Source organism: Burkholderia sp. MSHR3999 (assembly GCF_000833595.1).
Classification (GTDB): Bacteria; Pseudomonadota; Gammaproteobacteria; order Burkholderiales; family Burkholderiaceae; genus Burkholderia; species Burkholderia ubonensis.
On the sequence record NZ_JRFO01000006.1, the window covers coordinates 1,319,776 to 1,342,993 of the forward strand.

Genomic DNA, 23,218 nt, shown 5'->3' on the forward strand with positions numbered 1-23,218 from the left:
GCCGTACCCGTCTGGAGGCCCCGTGGCAGACGAGAGCGATCTCGACAAAACCGAAGCCGCCACTCCCAGGCGCCGCGAGAAGGCGCGCGAGGAGGGGCAGGTCGCGCGCTCGCGCGAGCTGGCTTCGTTCGCGCTGCTCGCGTCGGGCTTCTACGGCACATGGCTGCTCGCGGGACCGATCGGCCAGCACCTGCAGACGATGCTGCGCGGCGCCTTCACGTTCGACCGCGGGATCGCGTTCGATACGAACCGGATGCTGACTTCGGCGGGCAGCGTGAGCCTCGAAGGGCTCGCCGCGCTCGCGCCGCTGCTCGCGATGATGGGCGTTGCCGCGCTGCTCGCGCCGATGGCGCTCGGCGGCTGGCTGATCTCGTCGAAGACGTTCGAGCTGAAGCTCGACCGCCTGAACCCGATCACGGGCCTCGGCCGGATCTTCTCGGTCCAGGGGCCGATCCAGCTCGGCATGTCGCTCGCGAAGACGCTGGTCGTCGGCGGGATCGGCGGCATCGCGATCTGGCGCAGCAAGGACGAACTGCTCGGCCTCGCGATGCAGCCGCTGCACGCGGCGCTCGCCGACGCGCTGCACCTCGTCGCCGTGTGCTGCGGCACCACGGTCGCCGGGATGCTGGTCGTCGCCGCGCTCGACGTGCCGTATCAACTCTGGCAGTACAACAAGAAGTTGCGCATGACGAAGGAAGAAGTGAAGCGCGAGCATCGCGAGAACGAAGGCGATCCGCACGTGAAGGGCCGGATCCGCCAGCAGCAGCGTGCGATCGCGCGGCGCCGGATGATGGCGGCCGTGCCGAAGGCGGACGTCGTCGTCACGAACCCGACGCACTTCGCCGTCGCGCTGCAATACACGGACGGCGCGATGCGCGCGCCGAAGGTCGTCGCGAAGGGCGTGAACCTCGTCGCCGCGCGCATCCGCGAGCTCGCGGCCGAGCACAACGTGCCGCTGCTCGAAGCGCCGCCGCTCGCGCGGGCGCTGTATCACAACGTCGAACTCGAACGCGAGATTCCCGGCTCGCTGTACTCGGCCGTCGCCGAGGTGCTCGCGTGGGTGTACCAGCTCAAGCGCTTCCGTTCGGAAGGCGGCGCGTTCCCGGCGGCGCCGGTCGATCTCGACGTGCCGGCCGAACTCGACAAGGGCGCGTCGGTGTCCGCCGACGACGAGCGCGAGGAAGCCGAAGACGTGCTCGGCGCGCAAGGGGGTAACGCATGAGCACGCCGGCCGGCCTGTTCGCGAAGCGAGCGAACCTGCTCGCGGGCACCAACCTGCGCGCGCTCGCGGGCCCGATCCTCATCTGCATGATCCTGGGGATGATGATCCTGCCGCTGCCGCCGCTGCTGCTGGATCTGCTGTTCACGTTCAACATCGCGCTGTCCGTGATGGTGCTGCTCGTCAGCATGTACACGATGAAGCCGCTCGACTTCGCGGCGTTCCCGAGCGTGCTGCTGTTCTCGACGCTGCTGCGCCTGTCGCTGAACGTCGCGTCGACCCGCGTCGTGCTGCTCGAGGGCCACACCGGCCCCGACGCGGCCGGCCAGGTGATCGAGGCGTTCGGCCACTTCCTCGTCGGCGGCAACTTCGCGGTCGGCATCGTCGTGTTCGTGATCCTGATGATCATCAACTTCATGGTGATCACGAAGGGCGCGGGGCGGATCGCCGAAGTGTCCGCGCGCTTCACGCTCGACGCGATGCCCGGCAAGCAGATGGCGATCGACGCCGACCTGAACGCGGGCCTCATCAACGAGGAGCAGGCGAGAAAGCGCCGCACCGCGGTCGCGCAGGAAGCCGAGTTCTACGGCTCGATGGACGGCGCGTCGAAGTTCGTGCGCGGCGATGCGATCGCCGGCCTGATCATCATGGCGATCAACGTGATCGGCGGGCTGATCGTCGGGATGATCCAGCACGACATGACGTTCGCGGCGGCCGGCACGAACTACACGCTGCTGACGATCGGCGACGGCCTCGTCGCGCAGATCCCGTCGCTCGTGATCTCGACCGCGGCCGGCGTGATCGTGTCGCGCGTCGCGACCGACGAGGACATCGGCACGCAGATCACCGGCCAGCTGTTCGCGAACCCGCGCGTGCTGACGATCACCGGCGCGATCATCCTGATCATGGGGCTGATCCCCGGCATGCCGCACTTCGCGTTCCTGCTGCTCGGCGGCGGCGCGATCTGGTTCGCCCGCGCGCAGACGAAGCGCGCGGCGGCCCGCAAGGCGGCCGGCGACGTCACCGAGATCGCGCCGCCCGCCGCGCTGCCCGCCGACAGCCACGAGGCGACCTGGGACGACGTGCAGCTGATCGACCCGCTCGGCCTCGAAGTCGGCTACCGGCTGATCCCGCTCGTCGACAAGAACAGCGACGGCGAGCTGCTCAAGCGGATCAAGAGCATCCGCAAGAAATTCGCGCAGGAAATCGGCTTCCTGCCGCCCGTGATCCACATCCGCGACAACCTCGAGCTGCGGCCGAACGGCTACCGGATCGCGCTGAAGGGCGTCGAGATCGGCATCGGCGACGTGTTTCCGGGCCAGTGGCTCGCGATCAACCCGGGCCAGGTGACGGCCGCGCTGCCCGGCGTGCCGACCACCGACCCGGCGTTCGGGCTGCCGGCCGTGTGGGTCGACGTCGCGATGCGCGAGCAGGCGCAGGTGTACGGCTACACGGTGGTCGACGCGAGCACGGTCGTCGCGACCCACCTGAACCATCTGGTCGTCCAGCACGCGGCCGAGCTGCTCGGCCGCCAGGAAGTGCAGGCGCTGATCGAGCGCACCGGCAAGGACGCGCCGTCGCTCGTCGAGGACCTCGTGCCGAAGACGATCTCGCTGACGACGCTGCAGAAGGTGCTGCAGAACCTGCTCGAGGAAGGCGTGCCGATCCGCGACATGCGCACGATCCTCGAAGCCGTGTCCGAGCATGCGGGCCGCATCACCGACGCGTACGACATCACGGCCGCGGTGCGGCTCGCGCTCGGCCGCGCGATCACGCAGCAGTGGTACCCGGGCTCGGGCGAGATGCAGGTGATGGGCCTCGACGCGAATCTCGAGCGCGTGCTGTCGCAGGCGCTCGCCACGGGCGCGAACCCGGGTCTCGAGCCCGGCCTCGCGCATTCGCTCCTGACCGGCACGCAGCAAGCGATGCTGCGTCAACAGAATCTCGGGCTGCCGCCCGTGCTGCTCGTGCAGCACGCGCTGCGCGCGATGCTCGCGCGCTTCCTGCGCCGCAGCCTGCCGCAATTGAAAGTGCTGTCGTATGCCGAAGTGCCGGATACACGCACGATCAAGGTCGTTAACGTCATCGGGGGTTCCGCTTGAACATTCGCAAATTCACCGGGCCGACGAGCCGCGACGCGCTGCGGCTCGTGCGCGAGGCGCTCGGCGCCGACGCCGTCGTGCTGTCGAACCGCACGCTCGATGACGGCAGTGTCGAAATCGTCGCGCTCGCCGACGCGGAACTGTCGGCGATCGCGCCGCCGGGCGCGGCCGACGCAGCCGCGCTGCCCGGCGCGGCGTTCCGGGCCGGCGCGCCGGCGCCCGCGGGCACGGCGCCACGGGCGGCCGTCAATCCGTATGCGATGAGCGACGGCGGCTTGCCGGACGTGTTCTCGTCGGTGTTCGGCGCGAGCGCCGAGACGACCGACGCGCCGGCGGCGCCGGTGGCGGGCTCTGCCGCCGCCGCTGCGCCCGCCGCGGGATCGTTCGCCGCACGAGTGCCCGCCGCGGGGTCGCCCGCAGCGGAATCGCCTGCCCCAGGATCGCCTGCCCCCCCTTCCCAACCCGCGCCGTGGCTCGTCGAGCACGCGAAGCGCCTGACGCAGCAGCGCGAAGCGCTGATCGCGCGCGCGCAGGCGACGCCGGCGCAGGAAGTTGCGCCGCGCGCCGTGCACGAAGCGACGCCGCCCGAGTGGGCGCGCGACATCGTGCGCAACGTCGCGCGCCGCGTGCCGGCGGACGACGCCGCGCCGCGCCGCGGCGCCGACGCGCCCGCCCCGAAGGCGGCGGACCGCGCGCGCATGCCTGAAGACACGGCCGCCGCGGTGGCCGACGCGGTGAAGGCGCGCATCGAGCGGATCGTCAACGACACGGTGATGAACGAGCTCGGCTCGCTGCGCGGGATGATGGAGGAGCAGTTCGACAGCCTGATGTGGCACGAGCGCCAGCGCCGCAGCCCGGTGCACGGCGCGCTGACGAAGCATCTGTTCGCGGCCGGCTTCTCCGCGCAGCTCGTGCGGATGGTGGTCGACAACCTGCCGCAGGGCGAAGGCGAGCAGACGTTCGAGCAGGCGGCGGAATGGGCGCAGTCGGTGCTCGAATCGAACCTGCCGGTGCTCGACAGCGAGGAAGCGCTGATGGAGCGCGGCGGCGTGTTCGCGCTGATGGGGCCGACGGGCGTCGGCAAGACGACCACCACTGCGAAGCTCGCCGCGCGCTGCGTGATGCGCTTCGGCGCGAGCAAGGTCGCGCTGCTCACGACCGACAGCTACCGGATCGGCGGCCACGAGCAGCTGCGGATCTTCGGCAAGATCCTCGGCGTGCCCGTGCACGCGGTGAAGGACGCCGGCGACCTGCAGCTCGCGCTGTCCGAGCTGCGCAACAAGCACATCGTGCTGATCGACACGATCGGCATGAGCCAGCGCGACCGCGCGGTGTCCGACCAGATCGCGATGCTGCACGGCGCGAACACGCCGGTGCAGCGCCTCCTGCTGCTCAACGCGACGAGCCACGGCGACACGCTCAACGAGGTCGTGCAGGCGTACCGCAGCGCGTCCGGCCATCCGGACGCCGCATCCCCGGAGCTCGCCGGCTGCATCCTCACGAAGCTCGACGAGGCGACCCACCTCGGCGGCGTGCTCGACGCGGTGATCCGCTACAAGCTGCCCGTCCACTACGTGTCGACCGGCCAGAAGGTGCCGGAGAACCTGTACGTCGCGACGAAGAAATTCCTGATGAAGAGTGCGTTCTGTGTGCCGCGCGACGGCTCGCCCTTCGTGCCGCAGGACGAGGACATGCCGACGCTGCTTTCCGCGTTGACCGCACGTTCGACCGCCGAGCTGCACGAGGTGCGTTTTGGATAAAAGGATGATCGACCAGGCCGAAGGATTGCGGCGCCTGCTGGCCGGGCGCGCTTCGAGGATCGTCGCGGTGGCGGGCGGGCCGGCGGGCGTCGGCTGCACGTCGAGCGTCGTGAACCTGGCCGCGGCGCTGGCCGCGCTGGGCAAGGACGTGCTCGTCGTCGACGAGCGCGCGGACGTGCATTCGGCCGCCGCCACGCTCGCCGGCTCCTGGCTGCGGGACGGCGAGCGCACGCGCGTGTCCGCCGGGTTCGGCGTGTGCGCCGCGTCGCGGCTCGCGCGCGCGGGCTACAGCGACGCGCAGCTCAGCGATTTCATCGACGGCCCGGCCGACATCGTGCTCGTCGACGCGCAGCTCGACGCCGACGGCGGGTTCTCGGCGCTCGCGCGCGAAGCGCACGACGTGCTGATCGTCACGCGCGTCGCCGCGCAGGCGATCACCGAGGCGTACGCGTGCATGAAGCGGCTGCATTTCGCGCATGCGATCGCGCAGTTCCGCGTGCTGACCAACCACGTCGGCAGCCACGCCGACGCGAAGACCGCGTTCGACAACCTCGCGGGCGTCGCGAGCCGCTACCTGACCGTGTCGATCGCCGACGCGGGCTGCGTGAGCGCCGATCCGCTCGTCGAGCATGCGCGCGAGCTCGTGCGCACGGCGGTCGACGCGTTTCCGTCGTCGCCGGCCGCGCGCGATTACCGGCAGATTGCCGCCGACCTGCTGTACTGGCCGCTGCGTCCGCGGCCGGGCGCCGGCGCGGCGCGGGCGGGCGGCAGCACGTCGTTCGAGGCGGGCGCGGCGCACGCCGCGTGAGGGCCACCGGAAGGAGAGAGCCATGATGTACAACGCTCAAGGAAAGATTTCGCAGGCCGACGTGCTCGCGCAATACGCGCCGCTCGTGCGCCGCCTGGGCCTGCAGCTCGTCGCGAAGATGCCGGCGAGCGTCGATCTCGACGACCTGATCCAGGCCGGGATGATCGGCCTGATGGACGCGGCCGGGCGCTACAAGGAAGACCAGGGCGCGCAGTTCGAGACCTACGCGACGCAGCGGATCCGCGGCGCGATGCTCGACGAGCTGCGCAGCAACGACTGGCTGCCGCGCAGCCTGCGCAAGACGTCGCGCGAGGTCGAGCATGCGGTGCACCAGGTCGAGCAGCACCTCGGCCGCGCGGCGAGCGAGGCCGAGATCGCGCAGCACCTGAACATGCCGCTCGACGAATACCAGGGGATGCTGCAGGACCTGCACGGCAGCCAGCTCATCTACTACGAGGATTTCGACCGCGCGGCCGACGACGAGCCGTTCCTCGACCGCTATCGCGTCGATCACGCCGATCCGCTGTCGTCGCTGCTCGACGAGCACCTGCGCGAGGCGCTGATCGAGGCGATCGAGCGGCTGCCGGAGCGCGAGAAGCTGCTGATGTCGCTGTACTACGAACGCGGGCTGAACCTGCGCGAGATCGGCGCGGTGCTCGAAGTGAGCGAATCGCGCGTGTGCCAGCTGCACAGCCAGGCGGTCGCGCGCCTGCGCGCGCGGCTGCGCGAGCAGGCGTGGGTCGGCGCGGAGAATTGAACGGGCGGGCCGGTGCGGCATCTTCCGTCATACTGGGCCTCACTCGCCCAGCCGGTCCTCCATCAGCGGCGGCCCGCTCAATTGCACCGTAATCAGATAGCGCTCATCGTCCGGCCGGCTTTCGTGAATGAAACGGCGAACCTCGATCGACACCTGATATTTGTCACCTGCCAACCAGAATGTCTGGGGGACGAGATTGGCGCGCATGAGAGCCCTTGTCTCGGGCGTATCCGTCATCGGCGGATGCTGCGCAACTCGAATCGGCTGCCAGTCTCCGCGCGACAACTGATCCTGCAAATCGAGAAGGATCGCCATCGTTTCGTCGAGCGGCAGTGTTTCTGTCTGCGGTGACAACGTGACGCCCCAGACTACTCCATGCTCGTCGTATCCGACCGTCAGGAACTTCGCGGCAGGTGTCACAAAGCCATATTGAGGGTCGATGAAGCGCAGTCTAGCCGGGCGACTGACATAAGCGGCCCAGAACGCCTCCGGGGTGGCGGCGGGTAACGTTGAGCGGGATCGTTGGCGCACCTGCTCATAGGATTCGCCAATGGCCAGTACGACCTCGTCGGCCGGCCGGATCGCGACGTAGAGTTCCCACATGACCAAGAGCGCGAGCACGGCGCCAACGATCCGCCAGCGCCATCCAATTTTTCGGATCGCCATCAACGGCCTCCTCGCGCAATGACGAACAGGGAGTTCTCGACCAGCACACGCTGAATCGGATCGCGGAGCAATTCGTCGAAACGGCGGGCTGCACGCAGCACGAATGCCATGCGCTCGCCAGCATTGCCGAGATTCGCAAGCGGTTGCTTGCTGAATACCTCTCGTTGCGCATTCCCACCGTTGACCGTGCATTGATTGGCAAGCGTCAACTGGATTTCTTGCGACGATGCCGTGGGAATGTTCAGCGCCCATGCGAACTGATTGGCTCGCATCAATATTGCGAAATAGGAATCGTTGTACATGGCGGGTTGCAGCACGTTGACCTGTTCATGTTGCGCGAGGGCTTCGACGCTGCGAGCGACATTCCCGGCGTCGATCGCGCGGAATCCAGCACGAACCTCCGCTCTCTCGGCGGCAAACTGGATGCTGTCGCCGATGGGCCACCGAACCGTTCCCCTGAGTTGCGCACGCACGCTCAGACAACGCTCGAATCGCTGCAAACCGAATGCCTTGTAGAACATGTGCAGCGGCCAGATGTCCAGAAACAGCGACATGTTGCCCCTGGCGAGCATCTCGTAAGCCTTGCGCGCACCTTCCCCGGAAGCTTGATCGTGAACGGGCATTCGAGGCGACCCGTACGGTGACAGTCGATCAAGAGGGGAACTGGCGTGTCTCCACCGCTGATAGGCGTCGCGCTGTCGATTCGATTTCCCGATCATCTCGGCCGCATTCATCAGACCGCACCCGACCTGCTTTGACGCGAATGCCGCGAGTCCTGCCCACTGGAACCGACGATCGTCGAGCCAGAGCTGCGCATACGCCGCGTTGATTCGCCGGTTGATCGAAATGGGATCGCTGCCCGAGACAATGGCTTCGGCCTGTCTCTGATAGTGGCGCCAGATGTTCACGCAATCCTGCCGGTCGTCCGCCGCGCGCTTCCTTGCGGCAGCCTCTTCCTCCCGCCAATTCGGGTAGCAAATAGGGCAACGTCGGTTATCACACTTCTGCATGACATTCTCTCGTTCTTGTTGTCTCCATTGCGCCGCCTTGACGGCCATCTCGGCAGGCATGCTTGCGCGGAAGCAATCGATCGCCGCCGGGCGAATTTAGCCCATCCCGCGCACCTCGCATCTCATAAAGCACGCTTCGATCACGCACCCGGACTCGTGACGGCGAACGGCCAATGTAGCTTGGTTCCGGATTTCCGGGCGCTGGCGCAGCAACTGACTCGCAACGAGCGCGTCTCGCCGGCCGCACAATATTCCCGCCGATTTGCTACAATCCCACCCGTTTTCCGAGGAGCGTTGCGACGGACCATCCAGCGTCCGCCAGGCTCGGAAAGCTTCACCAAGCGGCAGGGCCGCGGCGCAATGCGCCGGCTCCCGCTTCCTGAACGGCGCTCACGTCACCATTTTCTAGAACTTTTTTAGAAAGGAGGGCGTGATGAACGCCGTCATCGATTCCATAGCTTCCAACGATTACGTCGTCGCCGACATGGCGCTTGCCGGCTGGGGCCGCAAGGAACTGAACATCGCCGAGACCGAAATGCCGGGCCTCGTGCAGATCCGCGACGAATACAAGGCGCAGCAGCCGCTGAAGGGCGCGCGCATCGCCGGCTCGCTGCACATGACGATCCAGACCGGCGTGCTGATCGAGACGCTGAAGGCGCTCGGCGCCGAAGTCCGCTGGGCATCGTGCAACATCTTCTCGACGCAGGACCACGCGGCCGCCGCGATCGTCGAGTCCGGCACGCCGGTGTTCGCGTTCAAGGGCGAGTCGCTCGACGAATACTGGGAGTTCTCGCACCGCATCTTCGAATGGCCGAACGGCGAGTTCGCGAACATGATCCTCGACGACGGCGGCGACGCGACGCTGCTGCTGATCCTCGGCTCGAAGGCCGAGAAGGACCGTTCGGTGATCGCCAAGCCGACCAACGAGGAAGAAGTCGCGCTGTACAAGTCGATCGCGAAGCACCTCGACGTCGACGCGAACTGGTACTCGAAGCGCCTCGCGCACATCAAGGGCGTCACCGAGGAAACGACGACCGGCGTGCACCGCCTGTACCAGATGGAAAAGGACGGCCGCCTGCCGTTCCCGGCGTTCAACGTGAACGACTCGGTCACGAAGTCGAAGTTCGACAACCTGTACGGCTGCCGCGAGTCGCTCGTCGACGGCATCAAGCGCGCGACCGACGTGATGATCGCGGGCAAGGTCGCGGTCGTCGCGGGCTACGGCGACGTGGGCAAGGGCTGCGCGCAGTCGCTGCGCGGCCTGGGCGCGACCGTGTGGGTCACCGAAATCGATCCGATCTGCGCGCTGCAGGCGGCGATGGAAGGCTACCGCGTCGTGACGATGGAATACGCGGCGGACAAGGCCGACATCTTCGTGACGGCGACCGGCAACTACCACGTGATCAACCACGATCACATGAAGGCGATGCGCCACAACGCGATCGTCTGCAACATCGGCCACTTCGACTCGGAAATCGACGTCGCGTCGACCCGCCAGTACCAGTGGGAAAACATCAAGCCGCAGGTCGACCACATCATCTTCCCGGACGGCAAGCGCGTGATCCTGCTGGCGGAAGGCCGCCTCGTGAACCTCGGCTGCGCGACCGGCCACCCGTCGTTCGTGATGTCGAACTCGTTCGCGAACCAGACCCTCGCGCAGATCGAGCTGTTCACGCGCGGCGGCGAGTACGAGAACAAGGTGTACGTGCTGCCGAAGCACCTCGACGAGAAGGTCGCGCGCCTGCACCTCGCGCGCATCGGCGCGAACCTGTCGGTGCTGTCGGACGAGCAGGCGGCGTACATCGGCGTGGCGAAGGAAGGCCCGTTCAAGCCGAACCACTACCGCTACTGATGCGGCAAGCCGCCGCCCGCCGGCGGCGGGGCGCGCCGCGAAGCGTTTTCGAAGCGTTTTCGTTTTCGCGCGCGCGCGTCTCGCAACCGGCGCGGCGGCACCGCCGCGCCGCCTGAGCGTCCACCGAACCGGAGCATTACATGAGCGTCATCCTGTCCTGGATCATCAATGCCCTCGCGCTGCTGATCATCACCTACCTGGTGCCGTCGATCCACATCAAGAGCTTCGGCACCGCGCTGATCGTCGCGGTCGTGCTGGGGCTGATCAACACGGTGATCCGCCCGGTGCTGATCCTGCTGACGCTGCCCGTCACGGTCGTCACGCTCGGGCTGTTCATCCTCGTCGTCAACGCGCTGTGCTTCTGGTTCGCGTCGTCGCTGCTCAAGGGCTTCGAGGTATCCGGGTTCTGGTCCGCATTCTTCGGTTCGATCCTGTACAGCATCGTGTCCTGGCTGCTGTCCGCCCTGATCTTCGGCCAGCGCAACATCGGCTGAGCAGGCAAGTCCAGCGCCTTCTGAATCATGAAACCGATCGAACTCTCGTTTGAATTCTTCCCGCCGAAGACGGCGGAAGGCGTCGAGAAGCTGCGCGCGACCCGTGCGCAGCTGCTGCCGCTGAAGCCGAAATTCGTCTCCGTGACGTTCGGCGCCGGCGGCTCGACGCAGCAGGGCACGCTCGATACCGTGCTCGACATGCAGAAGGACGGCCTCGAGGCCGCGCCGCACCTGTCGTGCATCGGCTCGTCGAAGGACAGCCTGCGCGCGATCCTCGACCAGTACCGCTCGCACGGCATCCGCCACATCGTCGCGCTGCGCGGCGACCTGCCGTCCGGCATGGGCGAGGTCGGCGAGCTGCGCTACGCGTCGGAGCTGGTCAGCTTCATCCGCGCGGAGCACGGCGACTGGTTCCGCATCGAGGTCGCCGGCTATCCGGAATACCATCCGCAGTCGCGCTCGCCGAAGGCCGATCTCGAGAACTTCGCGCGCAAGGTGAAGGCCGGCGCGAATTCCGCGATCACGCAGTATTTCTTCAACGCGGACGCGTATTTCCGCTTCGTCGACGACGCGCGCAAGCTCGGCGTCGAGGTGCCGATCGTGCCGGGCATCATGCCGATCACGAACTTCTCGCAGCTGATGCGCTTCTCCGAGATGTGCGGCGCCGAGGTGCCGCGCTGGATCGCGCGCCGGCTCGAGAGCTTCGGCGACGATCGCGACGCGATTCGCGCATTCGGCGCGGACGTCGTCACGGGCCTGTGCCAGCGGCTGCTCGACGCCGGCGTGCCGGGGCTGCATTTCTATACGCTGAACAGCGCGGCCGCGACCAAGACGATCTGCGAACGGCTCGGCGTGTAAGCGCCGCGCGGCTGCGCAGACTGCGACGAAGCCCTGCCGGCGTTGCCGGCGGGGCTTTTTCGTGTGCGGATACGGGCGACGGGCGACGGGCGACCGGCAGCGAGCGACCGGCCACAGCCTATGGGCGGCGGGCTATCGACGCGCCGCCGCGCGCATCACCCCCGCGCCTGCATCAGCGGCGGCCGGCGGTCGAACCACGGCCGCGCCTGTTCGAGCTGCCGCGCGAGCTTCAGCAGCAGTGCGTCGTCGCCGTGGCGCGCGGCGAACTGCACGCCGATCGGCAGGCCGCGCGCGTTCCAGTAGAGCGGCACCGACATCGCCGGCTGGCCGGTCAGGTTGAAGAGCTCGGTGCAGCCGGCCCACGCGAACGCCTTCTGCGACGCCTTCGCGAGCATCTCCTTCAGCAGCGGCTTGATCGGCAGCGCCGCGAGCAGCTTCATCTGCGCATGCTCGAACGGCGTCGGCTGCAGCTCGCCGATCTTGACCGGCGGGCCGGCGAGCGACGCGCACAGCAGCACGTCGTAGCGCGCGGCGGCGCGCGCGACCTGCACGGTGAGCTGGCGCTGCCACTCGAGCACGTCCTGCAGCCGCGTGCGCGCGAGCCGCCGGCCGACCACGGCCATCGCCCACGTTGCCGCCTCGAATTCGCCGCGTTGCGGCGTGCGGCCCGTCAGCGCGCGCGCGCCGAGCACCATCTCCTCGGCGATCGTCGCCCACAGCGTCAGGAAGGTCTCGCCGATGCGCGCGTAGTCGAGGTTCAGCGTCGCCGGCTCGACGTGGTGGCCGAGCGACTCGACGAGCGCGGCGGCGTCGTCGAGCGCCGCGCGCGTGTCGTCGGCGAGCGCCGGCGCGAGCATCGGGTGGGTGACGAGGCCGATCCGCAGCGCGGCGGGCGGCGCGTCGAGCGCGCCGAGGAAGGTGCCGGGGGCGCCGGGCGGCAGCGGCCGGCCGGTCGTGACGTCGAGCAGCAGCGCGCTGTCGCGCACGCTGCGCGCGACCGCGTGCTGGACGACCAGGTCGCCGTTCGTCGGCACGTCGACGAGCGCCGGGTTGCGGCTCGGCTTGAGGCCGAACAGCCCGCAGCACGACGCGGGAATGCGGATCGAGCCGCCGCCGTCGGACGCGTGCGCGAGCGGCACGATGCCGGCCGCGACGGCCGCGGCCGCGCCGCCGCTCGAGCCGCCGGGCGTGTGGTCGAGGCTCCACGGGTTGCGGCACGCGCCGAACAGCTCCGGCTCGGTATACGGCATCTGGCCGATTTCGGACGTGTTGGTCTTGCCGAAGACGTTGAGCCCCGCCGCGCGGCTTTTCGCGATCAGCGGCGAATCGGCGTCGGGCACGAAATACCGGTAGTGCCGGCTGCCCATCGACAGCGGCAGCCCCGCGACCGCCGCGCCGAGATCCTTGACGAGATAGGGCACGCCCGCGAACGGGCCGCCTGATTCGCACAGCGCGGCGGCGCGCTCGCGCGCGGTGTCGTAATCCTGCAGCACGACCGCGTTGATCGCGGGATTGACCGCTTCGGCCTGCCCGATCGCGGCGTCGATCAGCTCGCGCGGGCTCACCTTGCGTTGGCGGACGAGCTCGGCGAGGCCGATCGCGTCGTGGGCGAGATAGTCCGGGTGCATCGCTGTCACCCCTGTTGTGACGTATGGCGATGGAAGATGCGGCGCGGCCGCGCCGCTTACAGATGCTCGGCCAGGAACGTCAGCGTGCGGCCGTGCGCGAGCGCCGCTGCGCGCTGGTTGTACGACGCGCGCTCGGCGCAGTTGAAGCCGTGCTCGGCGCCCGGGTACAGATGGAACGCGGCGTTGTCGCGGCCGGCGAACGCGGCCTTCACCTGGTCGACCGCCGCCAGCGGGATCGCGTGGTCGTTTTCCGCGTAATGGAACAGGATCGGCTGCGTGACCTTGCCCGCGACGTCGAGCGCGTTCTGGATGCCGCCGCCGTAATAGGCGACCGCCGCGTCGATTTTGCCGGTCGCGGCCGCGAGATACGCGAGGCGGCCGCCGAAGCAGTAGCCGATCGCGGCGACCTTGCCGTCGGCTTCGGGCCGCGTGCGCAGCAGGTCGGCCGCCGCGGCGATGTCCGCGACCGCGAGGTTCACGTCGGTCTTCCGCAGCAGCTCGATGCCCTTGTCGCGGTCCGCGCCTTCGTAGGCCAGCTCGATGCGCGGCTGGGTGCGCCAGAACACGTCCGGCGCGAGCGCGACGTAGCCGTCGGCCGCGTACTGGTCGGCGACCGAGCGGATATGCGCGTTCACGCCGAAGATCTCCTGCACGATGATGACGGCGGGGCCCTTGCCGCGCCGCGGCAGCGCGAGATAGCCGCCGAAGCTGTCGTTATCGGTCGGGATGTCGATCCATTGGGCAGTCACGTCGTACTCCTGGCAAGCGAGGCCGCGCCGCGCGCGCCTCTCGGAATTGAAAAAAGGGACGGTCTAGTGTGCCACCGATCGGCGAGAAGCGGTGGCCGTGCGCGCCGTTCGCTTCTCGCGCAGCGAACGTTCCGTTCACGATTATTCATTTTTCGGTGGTGCGGCGCTTCGGTAGAGTCGAACGCATCGACCCATTACAACGCGCTTTCGCGCGCCACCGAAGGATCCGCTCATGTCAGCCCGCTCCCTGTCCACGCCGTTCGCCGAACGCTTCGGCCTGCGCCTGCCGCTCGTGCAGGCGCCCATGGTCGGCGCGACCACGCCCGCGATGGTCGCCGCCGCATCGAATGCCGGCGCGCTCGGCAGCCTCGGCGGCGGCGCGTTCGCGCCCGAACGTCTCGCCGACGAGGTCGCGCAGATCCGCGCGGCCACCGACCGCCCGTTCGCGGTCAACCTGTTCGTGCTACCGGAGCTCGTCCCCGACGCGGCGACGGTCGCGCGCGCGCTCGCCGCGATCGATCCGCTCAACGCGGCGCTCGGCCTGCCGCCGGGCGTCGCGCCCGCGCGCTTCGCGCCCGATTTTCGTGCACAGCTCGACATGCTCGTGTCGCTGCGCGTGCCGGTCGCGAGCTTCACGTTCGGCGTGCTCGACGCGGCCGACGTCGCCCGGCTGAAGGCGGCCGGCACCTACGTGATCGGCACCGCGACGCATGTCGCGGAAGGGCTCGCCTGGAAGGCGGCCGGCGCCGACGCGCTGTCCGCGCAGGGCGCCGAGGCGGGCGGCCATCGCGGGACGTTCATAGGTGCGGCCGACGACGCGCTGATCGGCACGCTCGCGCTCGTGCCGCAGCTCGTCGACGCAACCGGGCTGCCCGTGCTCGCCGCGGGCGGCATCATGGACGGCCGCGGCATCGCGGCGGCGCTCGCGCTCGGCGCGCAGGCCGCGCAGCTCGGCACCGCGTTCCTGACGTGCGCGGAAAGCGCGATCGCCGCCGACTGGAAAGCGCGGTTGCTCGCGAGCACGGACACGTCGACGCAGGTCACGCGCGCGATCACCGGGCGTCATGCGCGCGGGCTGCGCAACACGCTGATGGCGCGGCTCGGCGAGCGTCCCGGCGACGTCGCGCCGTATCCGGTGCAGAACGCGCTGACGCAGCCGCTGCGCCAGGCCGCCGCGCGCGCCAACGACGGCGACTATCTGTCGCTGTGGGCCGGGCAGGGCGCGCCGCTCGCGCGGCGGCGCGGCGACGCACTGACGACGTCGCAACTGATCGATGCGCTCGACGCCGAATGGCGTGCGGCGGCGCGCTGAGCGCGCGTCCGGCGTCGCGATCCAATGCTTAAAATGATCATCGGAAATGTTGCGCGAGCGCCTTGTAAAAGCCTTTCAATAAGGTGTCAGAACTAGCGGTAACCCTTAACCGGCGGGCGTTGCGGCGAGGCGCGAGGGTGGCCTGATACATGCTTGCGTCGGTAGTGTTATCACTACCCCAAAAAAGTCCCACAAATTAATTTGATCACCTACACTTCGGCGCAAGTACGGGTGGGCGGCTGCTAAAAGCGGCCGCTTCGCGTGCTTGAGGCCAAGTGCATGAACGATGCAACCGGCGAATCGTCCAGTGATGGCAAGCACAGGGATGGCAGCGGGGCACCGGGCGATGGCGTTTTTGGGGATCGAAACTGGAGACTTATATGAATATCAAGATGCAAAAGCTGCTGCCGATCGCCGCAGCGGCAACGCTGTGCGTTGCTGCCGCAGGCAACGCGTCCGCCGATCAAGTCGTCAAGATCGGCCACGTCGCGCCGTTGACGGGCGGCATTGCACACCTCGGCAAGGACAATGAAAACGGCGCGCGTCTCGCCGTCGAGGAAATCAACGCGAAGGGTCTCACGGTCGGCGGACAGAAAATCACGCTGCAGCTCGATGCGCAGGATGACGCAGCCGACCCGCGGCAGGCGACGCAGGTCGCGCAAAAGCTCGTCGACGACAAGGTCGCCGCGGTGGTCGGCCACCTGAACTCGGGCACCTCGATCCCGGCGTCGAAGATCTACAGCGATTCCGGCATCGTGCAGATCTCGCCGTCGGCGACCAACCCGGCTTACACGCAGCAAGGCTTCAAGACGACGTACCGCGTCGTCGCGACCGATGCGCAGCAGGGCCCGGCACTTGCGAACTACGCGCATTCGAAGGGCATCAAGAGCGTCGCGGTGGTCGACGATTCGACCGCTTACGGCCAGGGTCTCGCGAACGAGTTCGAGAAGAAGGCCAAGTCGCTCGGCCTGAAGGTGATGTCGCACGACGCGACGAACGACAAGGCGGTCGACTTCCGCGCGATTTTGACCAAGATCAAGGGCGAGAATCCGGACGCGATCATGTACGGCGGCATGGACGCGACGGGCGGCCCGTTCGCGAAGCAGGCGAAGCAGCTCGGCCTGCGCGCGAAGATCCTCGCGGGCGACGGCGTGTGCACGGAGAAGCTGGCCGACCTGGCCGGCGACGCGACCGACAACGTCGTGTGCTCGGAAGCGGGTGCTTCGCTCGAGAAGATGCCGGGCGGCGCCGCGTTCAAGGCGAAGTACGAGAAGCGCTTCGGCCAGCCGATCCAGATCTACGCGCCGTTCACGTATGACGCGGTGTACATCATCGCCGACGCGATGAAGCGCGCGAACTCGACCGATCCGGCGAAGATCCTCGCGGCGATGCCGGAGACGAACTACACGGGCGTGATCGGCACGACGTCGTTCGATTCCAAGGGCGACCTGAAGCACGGCGTGATTTCGCTCTACAACTACAAGGGCGGCAAGAAGACCTTCCTCGACGAAGTGAAGATGTAAGCAGCGAGCGGTCGACAGCAGGGGTAGAAACGCGCATGCGGCAACGCATGCGCGTTTCTTTTTGCGGGGCACGCGCTGCGTGCCGGCCTGCCGTCAGATCTTCAGGTGCGCGAGCACCTTCGGCGCGACGGCCGCGACGAGCGCCGCGCACAGCGCGACGACTGCGAGCCCGATCGTCAGGTTCGCTGCCTGCGCGACTGCGCCGATCACGACCGGACCGAACAGCAGTCCGAAATAGGCGAGGCCGGCCACGTGCGCGAGGCCTTCGGCCGCATGGATGCCCTTCACGCGCGCGGCCGCGGCGAACAGCACCGGCATCATGTTCGCGAGCCCGAGGCCCATCAGCGTGAAACCCGTCAGCACCGCGGCCGGGTGCGGCAGCAGCAGCGCGCCGATCATCCCCGCGCATGCGAGCGACGCGCTCGCGAACACGAGCTGCGGCGCGCCGAAGCGCGCGCGCACCGCATCGCCGGCGAAGCGCGCGGCCGCCATGCCGCCGGAGAAGGCCGCATACGCGGCGCTCGCGAGCGCGGGGCTGGCCGCGACGACGTCGCGCATGTAGACGGTCGCCCAGTCGTACATCGCGCCTTCGGCGATGAGCGCCACGAGCGCGATGCCGCCGAGCATCCACAGCGCGGGCGAGCGCCAGCGGTTGCCGCCGCCGTGCGCGTGCGCGTGATGCGGGACGTGCGGCAGCACTGACGGGCACGCGGCGAGCAGCACCGCCGCGCTGACGGCCGCCGCGAGCGCGAGATGCACGGCCGGCGCCATGCCGGCCGACAGCAGCGCGCCGCCGGCCGCCGCGCCCGCCATCCCGCCGACGCTGAACATCCCGTGCAGCGCCGACATGATCGGCCTGCCGATCGCGATTTCGACCGCGCTCGCCTCGGCGTTCATCGCGACGTCGAGCGTCGCCATCGAGAAGCCGAACAGCGCGAGCACCGCGAGCAGCAGCGGATAGTCGGGCACCACGAGGATCAGCGCCGCGCACGCCGACATCACGAGGCCGCCCGCGAGGCACGCGGTGCGCGAGCCGACGCGCGCGATCCAGCGCGCGACGGTCAGCATCGCGGCGATCGAGCCGCCGGCCACCGCGAACAGCGCGATGGACAGCAGCGCGGGACTCAGCGCGAACTTGTCGCGCACGGTCGGCACGTGCACGCCCCACGACGCGTACATCATGCCGGCGACGAAGAACAGCGCCATCGTGGCGGTGCGGGCCCGCTGGCGAACGGGGAGCGAAAGGGCGCGGTGCGCGGCGGGCGCGGCCGCGAGGTCGGAGGAGGATTCGGACACGGCAAGCTCTGCAGATGAAAAAATGGTCGAACGTTCGAGACGTCGACCGAGATTCGTCCGATTCTATCGAAGCGCTTACGATTTCGCTGGCGCGGCGCTTGTCACGAGTAACATCGATCCACCATGGCGCACACGATGCGCCGCCTTTCGACCGCAGGAGTTTTCGTGAACATCGATCCCGCCATCGCCCTGCACCTGCTGCACCGTTGTGCGCTCGGCACGCTCGCGACGCACGCGCGCGAGCCGCAAGGCTTTCCGTACCCGACGGTCGTGCCGTTCGCGCCGGACGCGCGCCACCGGCCCGTGATCCTCGTGAGCGGCCTCGCCGAGCACACGCGCAATCTCGCCGCCGATCCGCGTGCGGGCTTTCTCGTGGTCGACGCGCCGGACGGCGACGTGCTGAACGCCGAGCGCGCGACGCTGCTCGGCCGCTTCGCGCCGGTCGACGCCGATCCGCATCTCGTCGCGCGCTACCTGCGCTACGAACCCGACGCCGCGCGCTATCTCGCGCTCGGCGATTTCACGTTCTGGGCGCTCGACGTCGAGCGGCTGCGCTATATCGGCGGATTCGGCCGGATGGGCTGGGTGGAAGGCGCGGCGCTCGACGCGCGGGCGCCGCTCGGCTTCGACGACGAGCAGGCGTTGTGGGCCGCATACGACGCCGCCGACGTGCGCCGCGCCGGGCTCGACCTGCTGGGCGTCGACCGCTACGGCGCCGACTGGCGGCACGACGGCCGGCGGATCCGCACCGCGTTCGACGCGCCGCAGACGGACACCGGCGCGCTGCGCACGCAACTGGTTGCATGCGCGCAACGTGTGGCGTGACGTCGCGGGCGTCGATTGTTTATTCCGTTGACTATACAAGTCGATTTTTCCGATCCTGTCGTCTGATGAAAGCTTTGATTTTTCGGATGCAGGGTAATTGCGTATGCTGAAAGTCTTAATAGCCGCCAGCTTTTGTCCTAATCTCGCTGTAAGGACGTGGAAAATTGAGAAATGGCCGCGACGACGCAAAATGACCCGGCCGAATGGCAATTCAACTCGGGATTTTCATTGAGTCCGCTTCATTCAATTCCGTTTTGTGCTAATCTCTGCCTTCAAAATCCGAGGCACAAATATTTCAAGAATGGTGAACCGGCTCAAGACCGGCACCATTGGTCAGATAAAAGGGAAACTATGTCTTCTTACAAGGACCTGCTGGCCCAGCGGGAAAAGCTGGAGAAGCAAATCGAAGAGGCGAAGTCGCGTGAATACGCCGAAGTCCTCAATGACGTGAAGCAGAAAATCGCCGACTACGGCTTTACGCTCGCCGAGCTCGGCCTGAGCCGTGCGAAGGCTGGCAAGGTCGGCCGTCCGCGTGCCGGCGTCGCGGCAAAATACCGCGATCCGGAATCGGGCGCGACGTGGTCGGGCCGCGGCAAGCCGCCGCGCTGGATCGCCGGCAAGAACCGCGAACAGTTTGCAATCTGAGCGCCTGTTCGACAGCCTCGCGCTGAAAGGCCGCGTGTCCTTGACTGGAGCGCGGCCTTTTGTTTTGGCTGCCGCCGGCGCCCGCCGGCTGTCACGAAAATGTCACAACCGGTGTGAATGAAAATGCGACCCGTTCGCATAACCGATTGATTTAAATGAGAAATTTGGGGTTATCGGAATGGTGTGCAACGCGCCTTGGTAGAATCCGATATCACATCTCGTTATCTCATATTTCATGTCCACCTTTTCCGGCGACGCGCATGGCGGAGAAAAACACGCGGTTGCGCGCAAGAGCACGCTGGTCAGTATCGTGCTCAATGTCGTGCTGGCGACGTTTCAGATCGTGGTCGGCACGATTGCGCATTCGCAGGCGCTGATTGCCGATGGCATCCATTCAATCTCCGATTTGATCTCGGATTTTGTCGTCCTGGTCGCGAATCGCCATAGTGGTGCAATGCCGGACGCTGATCACAATTACGGGCACAGCCGTTACGAGACGGTTGCGTCGCTGTTTCTCGGCGGGATTCTGATTGCGGTGGGGATTGGCATGCTGTGGCGCGCGGGCGATCGGCTCGTGCATCTCGAGGACATTCCGCCCGTGCATTTCAGTGCGCTGATCGTCGCGGTCACCGTGCTGGTGTCGAAGGAGGCGCTGTTCCGCTACATGCTGCGCGAGGCGCAGCGCGTGCGTTCGGCCATGCTCGTCGCGAATGCATGGCATGCGCGCTCGGATGCCGCGTCGTCGCTCGTGGTCGCGATCGGCATCGTCGGCAGTCTTGCCGGCGTGCGGCTGCTCGACCCGATCGCCGCCGCGATCGTCGGCTTCATGGTCGCGCGGATGGGCTGGACGTTCGGCTATGACGCGCTGCAGGACCTCTCCGACCGCGCGCTCGACGAGACCGACACCGCGGAGATTCGCGCGCTGCTCGCGGCCACGCCCGGCGTGCGCGACGTGCACGACCTGCGCACGCGCAAGATGGGCGACTCGGCGCTCGTCGATGCGCATATCCTCGTCGACCCGATGATCTCCGTATCGGAAGGGCACTACATCGCGGAGACCGCGCGCGCGCGCGCGTGCTGTCCGACCGGCGCGTGCTGGATGCGCTGATCCACGTCGATCCGGAGAACGACGCGGCGCGCCGGCCGGCGCTCGCGCTGCCGCCGCGCGGCGAGATCGCGGCCCGGCTCGAGGCCGAGCTCGCGCGGCGCGGCCTGCGCGCCGACACGGTGAATCTCCACTACCTGAGCACGGGGCTCGAGATCGACGTGACGCTCGCGGCCGATCCGCACGCAAGCGCCGATGCCGACGCGGCGCTTGCCGGACGGCTCGATGTCGGCGCGCTGGCGCGCCAGTTCGGCGCGCGCCGGATCGGTTTCACGCGGGCGGTGCCGGAGCGTCCGTGACGGGGAGCGGTTCGCGCTTAGAGCGGCAACTGCGTATCGAACTTGATCTCGCGCAGCACGACGCTCGTGCGCACCTGCGACACCGCGGGAATCTTGAAGATGCGTTCGTGCAGGAATACGTCGTATGCCTTGATGTCGGGCGCGACGATCTTGAGGATGTAATCGGCTTCGCCGGTCGTGCTGTAGCACTCGGTGACTTCCGGGCAGGTCGCGATCTCGCGCTCGAACTGCTCGACGCCGCCCTCGTTGTGACGGGTCAGGTGCACGTGCGCGAGCGCGCACACGTGCAGGCCGAGCTTTTCGCGATCGAGCAGCGCGGTGTAGCGCTGGATCACGCCGGATTGCTCCATGTCCTTGATGCGGCGCCAGCACGGCGTGCTCGACAGGCCGACCTGGTCGGAGATTTCCTGGACTGAACGGCGCGCGTCGAGCTGCAACAGGCGAAGGATTTTTTGCGAAAAGGAATCGAGCGTCACCTGCGCCTCCATGCGGCAGCTACAACACTCCGAATGTTAGAGGGGCGCGAAAGGAAAGGCAATCCGATGCGCCGCCGCTGAGGGAGATTCGCTAATTTGCGCGCGGGTCCGTAGGATTTTGTCCCGCCGGGCCGTCGTCTGCCGCCGAGTCGGCGGCGGGCGCCCGCGCCGCGAGCGCGGCCTGCTGCACGCGCAGGTCGGCGAGCATGTTGCAGAACAGCGCGCCTTGCTCGATCGCGTCGTCGAGCGCGACGTGCGTGTGCGGGTGATCGTCGAACCAGTGCCTCGGGAAGCGCGGCTTGATCGCCTTGCGGTACGGCAGGCCCGTCATCGCGAACGCGAGCGTCTTGATGTCGAGCGCCGACCACGAGAACGGGCAGCGGCCGGCGAAGCGCATCATGTACCAGAACATGAAGGTGAAATCGAAGCCGGCCGGCATCGCGACGAACACCGGCTTGCCGGGCAGCGCCTCGACCCAGTCGACGTAGGCGACGAGCGCCGCTTCCGGCGCTTGCAGGTCGCGCCGGCACGCGGCCCACGCGTCGGGCTGGGTCTTCCACCACGCGTCCTGCACCGGATGCGGCTGCGCGCCGGGCAGCGTCTCGAGGTTCGCGGAAAACGTCGCGATCAGCTGCTTGTCCTCGGTGTACGCGGCCGACGCGAAGCTCAGCATCGAGTGCGGGCCGGGAATCGGGCCGTCGGCCTCGACGTCGGTGCTGACGTAGATTTCCTGAATCGCCTTCTGGTTCATCCAAATACCTTGTCCGAAACGAACGGATTCGTGCGGCGCTCGTCGCCGAACGTCGAGACCGGGCCGTGGCCGGGCACGAACGTGACGTCGTCGCCGAGCGGCCACAGCTTCTCCTTGATCGAGCGGACGAGGTCGGCGTGGTTGCCGCGCGGGAAATCGGTGCGGCCGATCGAGCCCGCGAACAGCACGTCACCGACGATCGCGAGCCGGTGCGGCCGGCTGAAGAACACGACGTGGCCCGGCGTGTGGCCCGGGCAGTGGTAGACCTCGAGCGTCTCGTCGCCGAACTGCACGGTATCGCCGTCGTTCAGCCAGCGGTCGGGCTCGAACGCGTCCGCGGCCGGGAAGCCGAAGCGCTCGCTCTGCGTCGGCAGCTTCTCGATCCAGAAGCGCTCGTCTTCCTGCGGCCCTTCGATCGGCACGCCGTAGCGGGTCGCGAGCGCCTTCGCGCCCGCGCAGTGATCGATGTGCCCGTGCGTGAGCAGCACCTTCTCGACCTGCACGTTCTGGCGGGCGACTTCCTGTTCGATCCGTTCGAGATCGCCGCCGGGATCGACGACGGCGGCGCGGCCGGTCGCCTCGCAGACGAGCAGCGAGCAGTTCTGCTGGAACGGCGTGACCGGGATGAGCGTGACTTTCATGGAAGCACCGGCGGGTTGAAAGGTCCGATTGTACCGGGCGAACACGCGGCCGGTCGGCCGCGCCGCGCGGGCCGCGCGATGTGCTCGCGGGCATGCCGATTGTTACGGCCATGGCGAGAATCGATGGTGCGCCGACGGCGGTTTTCGAGGCACGTTTTTGAATTCTGTATAATGGCGCGCATCCTGCGTGAAGTTTACGCAATCAGCTGGTGTTCGAACCCCGATTGACACGGGGTCATGAGCACCGTCAAAGCATCGGCCGCCGGGGAGTCCGGCGGTGAATCCAGCACCGAGTGTTCGGTGCTCACGTCTTGTCCGGCCGGGTGCTGCGCGCCCGCCGCGGCCTTGCTGCCGCGCCGCCGGATGAGGCCTGTGCCGCCGTTCCTGTGCGTTGGCTGTATCGACGCGCGCGAACGTGAAAGCCATGTTCGATGGCGGCATG

At 67.8% G+C, this 23,218-nt stretch carries 20 protein-coding genes, 1 pseudogene and 1 riboswitch; of the genes and pseudogenes, 13 read left to right on the forward strand and 8 right to left on the reverse strand.

Annotation, left to right across the window (positions count from 1 at the left end; translation table 11 throughout):
* The first annotated feature begins 22 nt into the window (after positions 1-22).
* Genes flhB through KY49_RS23320 form a run of 5 tightly spaced genes read left to right on the forward strand, consistent with a single transcriptional unit; the run spans position 23 to position 6,646 of the window.
* Positions 23-1,222, forward strand: a complete 1,200-nt coding sequence (gene flhB, locus KY49_RS23300; RefSeq protein ID WP_042586788.1) for a flagellar biosynthesis protein FlhB — start codon at positions 23-25, stop codon at positions 1,220-1,222.
* Positions 1,219-3,321 (forward strand): flagellar biosynthesis protein FlhA, encoded by a 2,103-nt coding sequence (gene flhA, locus KY49_RS23305; RefSeq protein ID WP_042586789.1) that lies wholly within the window; start codon positions 1,219-1,221, stop codon positions 3,319-3,321. Before flhB ends, flhA begins: the two co-directional genes overlap by 4 nt.
* Positions 3,318-5,081: a flagellar biosynthesis protein FlhF gene (gene flhF, locus KY49_RS23310; protein WP_042586790.1), complete on the forward strand. Its 1,764-nt coding sequence runs from the start codon at positions 3,318-3,320 to the stop codon at positions 5,079-5,081. The genes flhA and flhF overlap by 4 nt, the downstream gene beginning before the upstream one ends.
* Positions 5,074-5,889, forward strand: a complete 816-nt coding sequence (locus tag KY49_RS23315; protein WP_042586791.1) for a MinD/ParA family ATP-binding protein — start codon at positions 5,074-5,076, stop codon at positions 5,887-5,889. Before flhF ends, KY49_RS23315 begins: the two co-directional genes overlap by 8 nt.
* A 22-nt stretch (positions 5,890-5,911) precedes the next feature.
* Complete coding sequence (locus KY49_RS23320; protein ID WP_010093004.1) at positions 5,912-6,646, forward strand: RNA polymerase sigma factor FliA; 735 nt, start codon at positions 5,912-5,914, stop codon at positions 6,644-6,646.
* Positions 6,647-6,685: 39 nt separating this feature from the next.
* Here KY49_RS23320 and KY49_RS23325 read toward each other — a convergent pair whose 3' ends face one another.
* Both KY49_RS23325 and KY49_RS23330 read right to left on the reverse strand, forming a co-directional pair.
* Positions 6,686-7,312: a hypothetical protein gene (locus KY49_RS23325; RefSeq protein ID WP_042586792.1), complete on the reverse strand. Its 627-nt coding sequence runs from the start codon at positions 7,310-7,312 to the stop codon at positions 6,686-6,688.
* Complete coding sequence (locus tag KY49_RS23330) at positions 7,312-8,382, reverse strand: DUF2515 family protein (protein WP_231636466.1); 1,071 nt, start codon at positions 8,380-8,382, stop codon at positions 7,312-7,314. Before KY49_RS23330 ends, KY49_RS23325 begins: the two co-directional genes overlap by 1 nt.
* A gap of 220 nt (positions 8,383-8,602) precedes the next feature.
* Positions 8,603-8,721: riboswitch (S-adenosyl-L-homocysteine riboswitch) on the forward strand.
* Between the two features lie 34 nt (positions 8,722-8,755).
* On the opposite strand from KY49_RS23330, the gene ahcY reads away from it, so the two are divergent.
* The 3 genes from ahcY to metF all read left to right on the forward strand — a co-directional run bounded on the left by ahcY (position 8,756) and on the right by metF (position 11,526).
* The gene (ahcY, locus tag KY49_RS23335; RefSeq protein WP_042586793.1) at positions 8,756-10,174 is read left to right on the forward strand and encodes an adenosylhomocysteinase; all 1,419 of its coding nucleotides are present in this window, start codon (positions 8,756-8,758) and stop codon (positions 10,172-10,174) included.
* Between the two features lie 140 nt (positions 10,175-10,314).
* Complete coding sequence (locus KY49_RS23340; protein WP_010093000.1) at positions 10,315-10,668, forward strand: phage holin family protein; 354 nt, start codon at positions 10,315-10,317, stop codon at positions 10,666-10,668.
* Between the two features lie 27 nt (positions 10,669-10,695).
* Positions 10,696-11,526 (forward strand): methylenetetrahydrofolate reductase [NAD(P)H], encoded by an 831-nt coding sequence (gene metF, locus KY49_RS23345; RefSeq protein WP_010092999.1) that lies wholly within the window; start codon positions 10,696-10,698, stop codon positions 11,524-11,526.
* A 155-nt stretch (positions 11,527-11,681) separates the two neighbouring features.
* Here metF and KY49_RS23350 read toward each other — a convergent pair whose 3' ends face one another.
* Positions 11,682-13,154 carry an amidase gene (locus KY49_RS23350; protein WP_042586794.1) on the reverse strand — a complete coding sequence of 491 codons (1,473 nt, stop codon included), beginning with the start codon at positions 13,152-13,154 and terminating at the stop codon, positions 11,682-11,684.
* Positions 13,155-13,210: 56 nt separating this feature from the next.
* A complete protein-coding gene (locus tag KY49_RS23355; RefSeq protein WP_042586795.1) occupies positions 13,211-13,903 on the reverse strand; it encodes a dienelactone hydrolase family protein in 693 nt (230 codons plus the stop codon).
* A gap of 232 nt (positions 13,904-14,135) precedes the next feature.
* Between KY49_RS23355 and KY49_RS23360 the strand changes: the two genes are divergently transcribed.
* The gene (locus KY49_RS23360; protein WP_042586796.1) at positions 14,136-15,215 is read left to right on the forward strand and encodes an NAD(P)H-dependent flavin oxidoreductase; all 1,080 of its coding nucleotides are present in this window, start codon (positions 14,136-14,138) and stop codon (positions 15,213-15,215) included.
* Positions 15,216-15,595: 380 nt separating this feature from the next.
* Positions 15,596-16,738 carry a branched-chain amino acid ABC transporter substrate-binding protein gene (locus KY49_RS23365; protein WP_042586797.1) on the forward strand — a complete coding sequence of 381 codons (1,143 nt, stop codon included), beginning with the start codon at positions 15,596-15,598 and terminating at the stop codon, positions 16,736-16,738.
* A 93-nt stretch (positions 16,739-16,831) separates the two neighbouring features.
* On the opposite strand, the gene KY49_RS23370 is transcribed toward KY49_RS23365, so the two are convergent.
* Positions 16,832-18,034, reverse strand: coding sequence for an MFS transporter (locus KY49_RS23370; RefSeq protein WP_042586798.1), 1,203 nt, complete (start codon positions 18,032-18,034; stop codon positions 16,832-16,834).
* Between the two features lie 165 nt (positions 18,035-18,199).
* Here KY49_RS23370 and KY49_RS23375 point away from each other — a divergent pair, with 165 nt between their 5' ends.
* The 3 genes and pseudogenes from KY49_RS23375 to KY49_RS23385 all read left to right on the forward strand — a co-directional run bounded on the left by KY49_RS23375 (position 18,200) and on the right by KY49_RS23385 (position 20,908).
* The gene (locus KY49_RS23375; protein WP_042586939.1) at positions 18,200-18,859 is read left to right on the forward strand and encodes a HugZ family pyridoxamine 5'-phosphate oxidase; all 660 of its coding nucleotides are present in this window, start codon (positions 18,200-18,202) and stop codon (positions 18,857-18,859) included.
* Between the two features lie 351 nt (positions 18,860-19,210).
* Entirely contained in the window at positions 19,211-19,504 is a 294-nt protein-coding gene (locus KY49_RS23380; RefSeq protein WP_010092987.1) for an H-NS histone family protein, read from the forward strand.
* Between the two features lie 235 nt (positions 19,505-19,739).
* A pseudogene (locus KY49_RS23385) lies at positions 19,740-20,908 on the forward strand (cation diffusion facilitator family transporter).
* 17 nt (positions 20,909-20,925) lie between these two features.
* Here KY49_RS23385 and KY49_RS23390 read toward each other — a convergent pair.
* The 3 genes from KY49_RS23390 to KY49_RS23400 all read right to left on the reverse strand — a co-directional run bounded on the left by KY49_RS23390 (position 20,926) and on the right by KY49_RS23400 (position 22,776).
* Positions 20,926-21,396 (reverse strand): Lrp/AsnC family transcriptional regulator, encoded by a 471-nt coding sequence (locus KY49_RS23390; RefSeq protein ID WP_006477376.1) that lies wholly within the window; start codon positions 21,394-21,396, stop codon positions 20,926-20,928.
* 79 nt (positions 21,397-21,475) lie between these two features.
* Positions 21,476-22,135: an exonuclease gene (locus KY49_RS23395; RefSeq protein WP_042586799.1), complete on the reverse strand. Its 660-nt coding sequence runs from the start codon at positions 22,133-22,135 to the stop codon at positions 21,476-21,478.
* The gene (locus KY49_RS23400) at positions 22,132-22,776 is read right to left on the reverse strand and encodes an MBL fold metallo-hydrolase (RefSeq protein WP_042586800.1); all 645 of its coding nucleotides are present in this window, start codon (positions 22,774-22,776) and stop codon (positions 22,132-22,134) included. Before KY49_RS23400 ends, KY49_RS23395 begins: the two co-directional genes overlap by 4 nt.
* Positions 22,777-23,218: the final 442 nt, after the last annotated feature.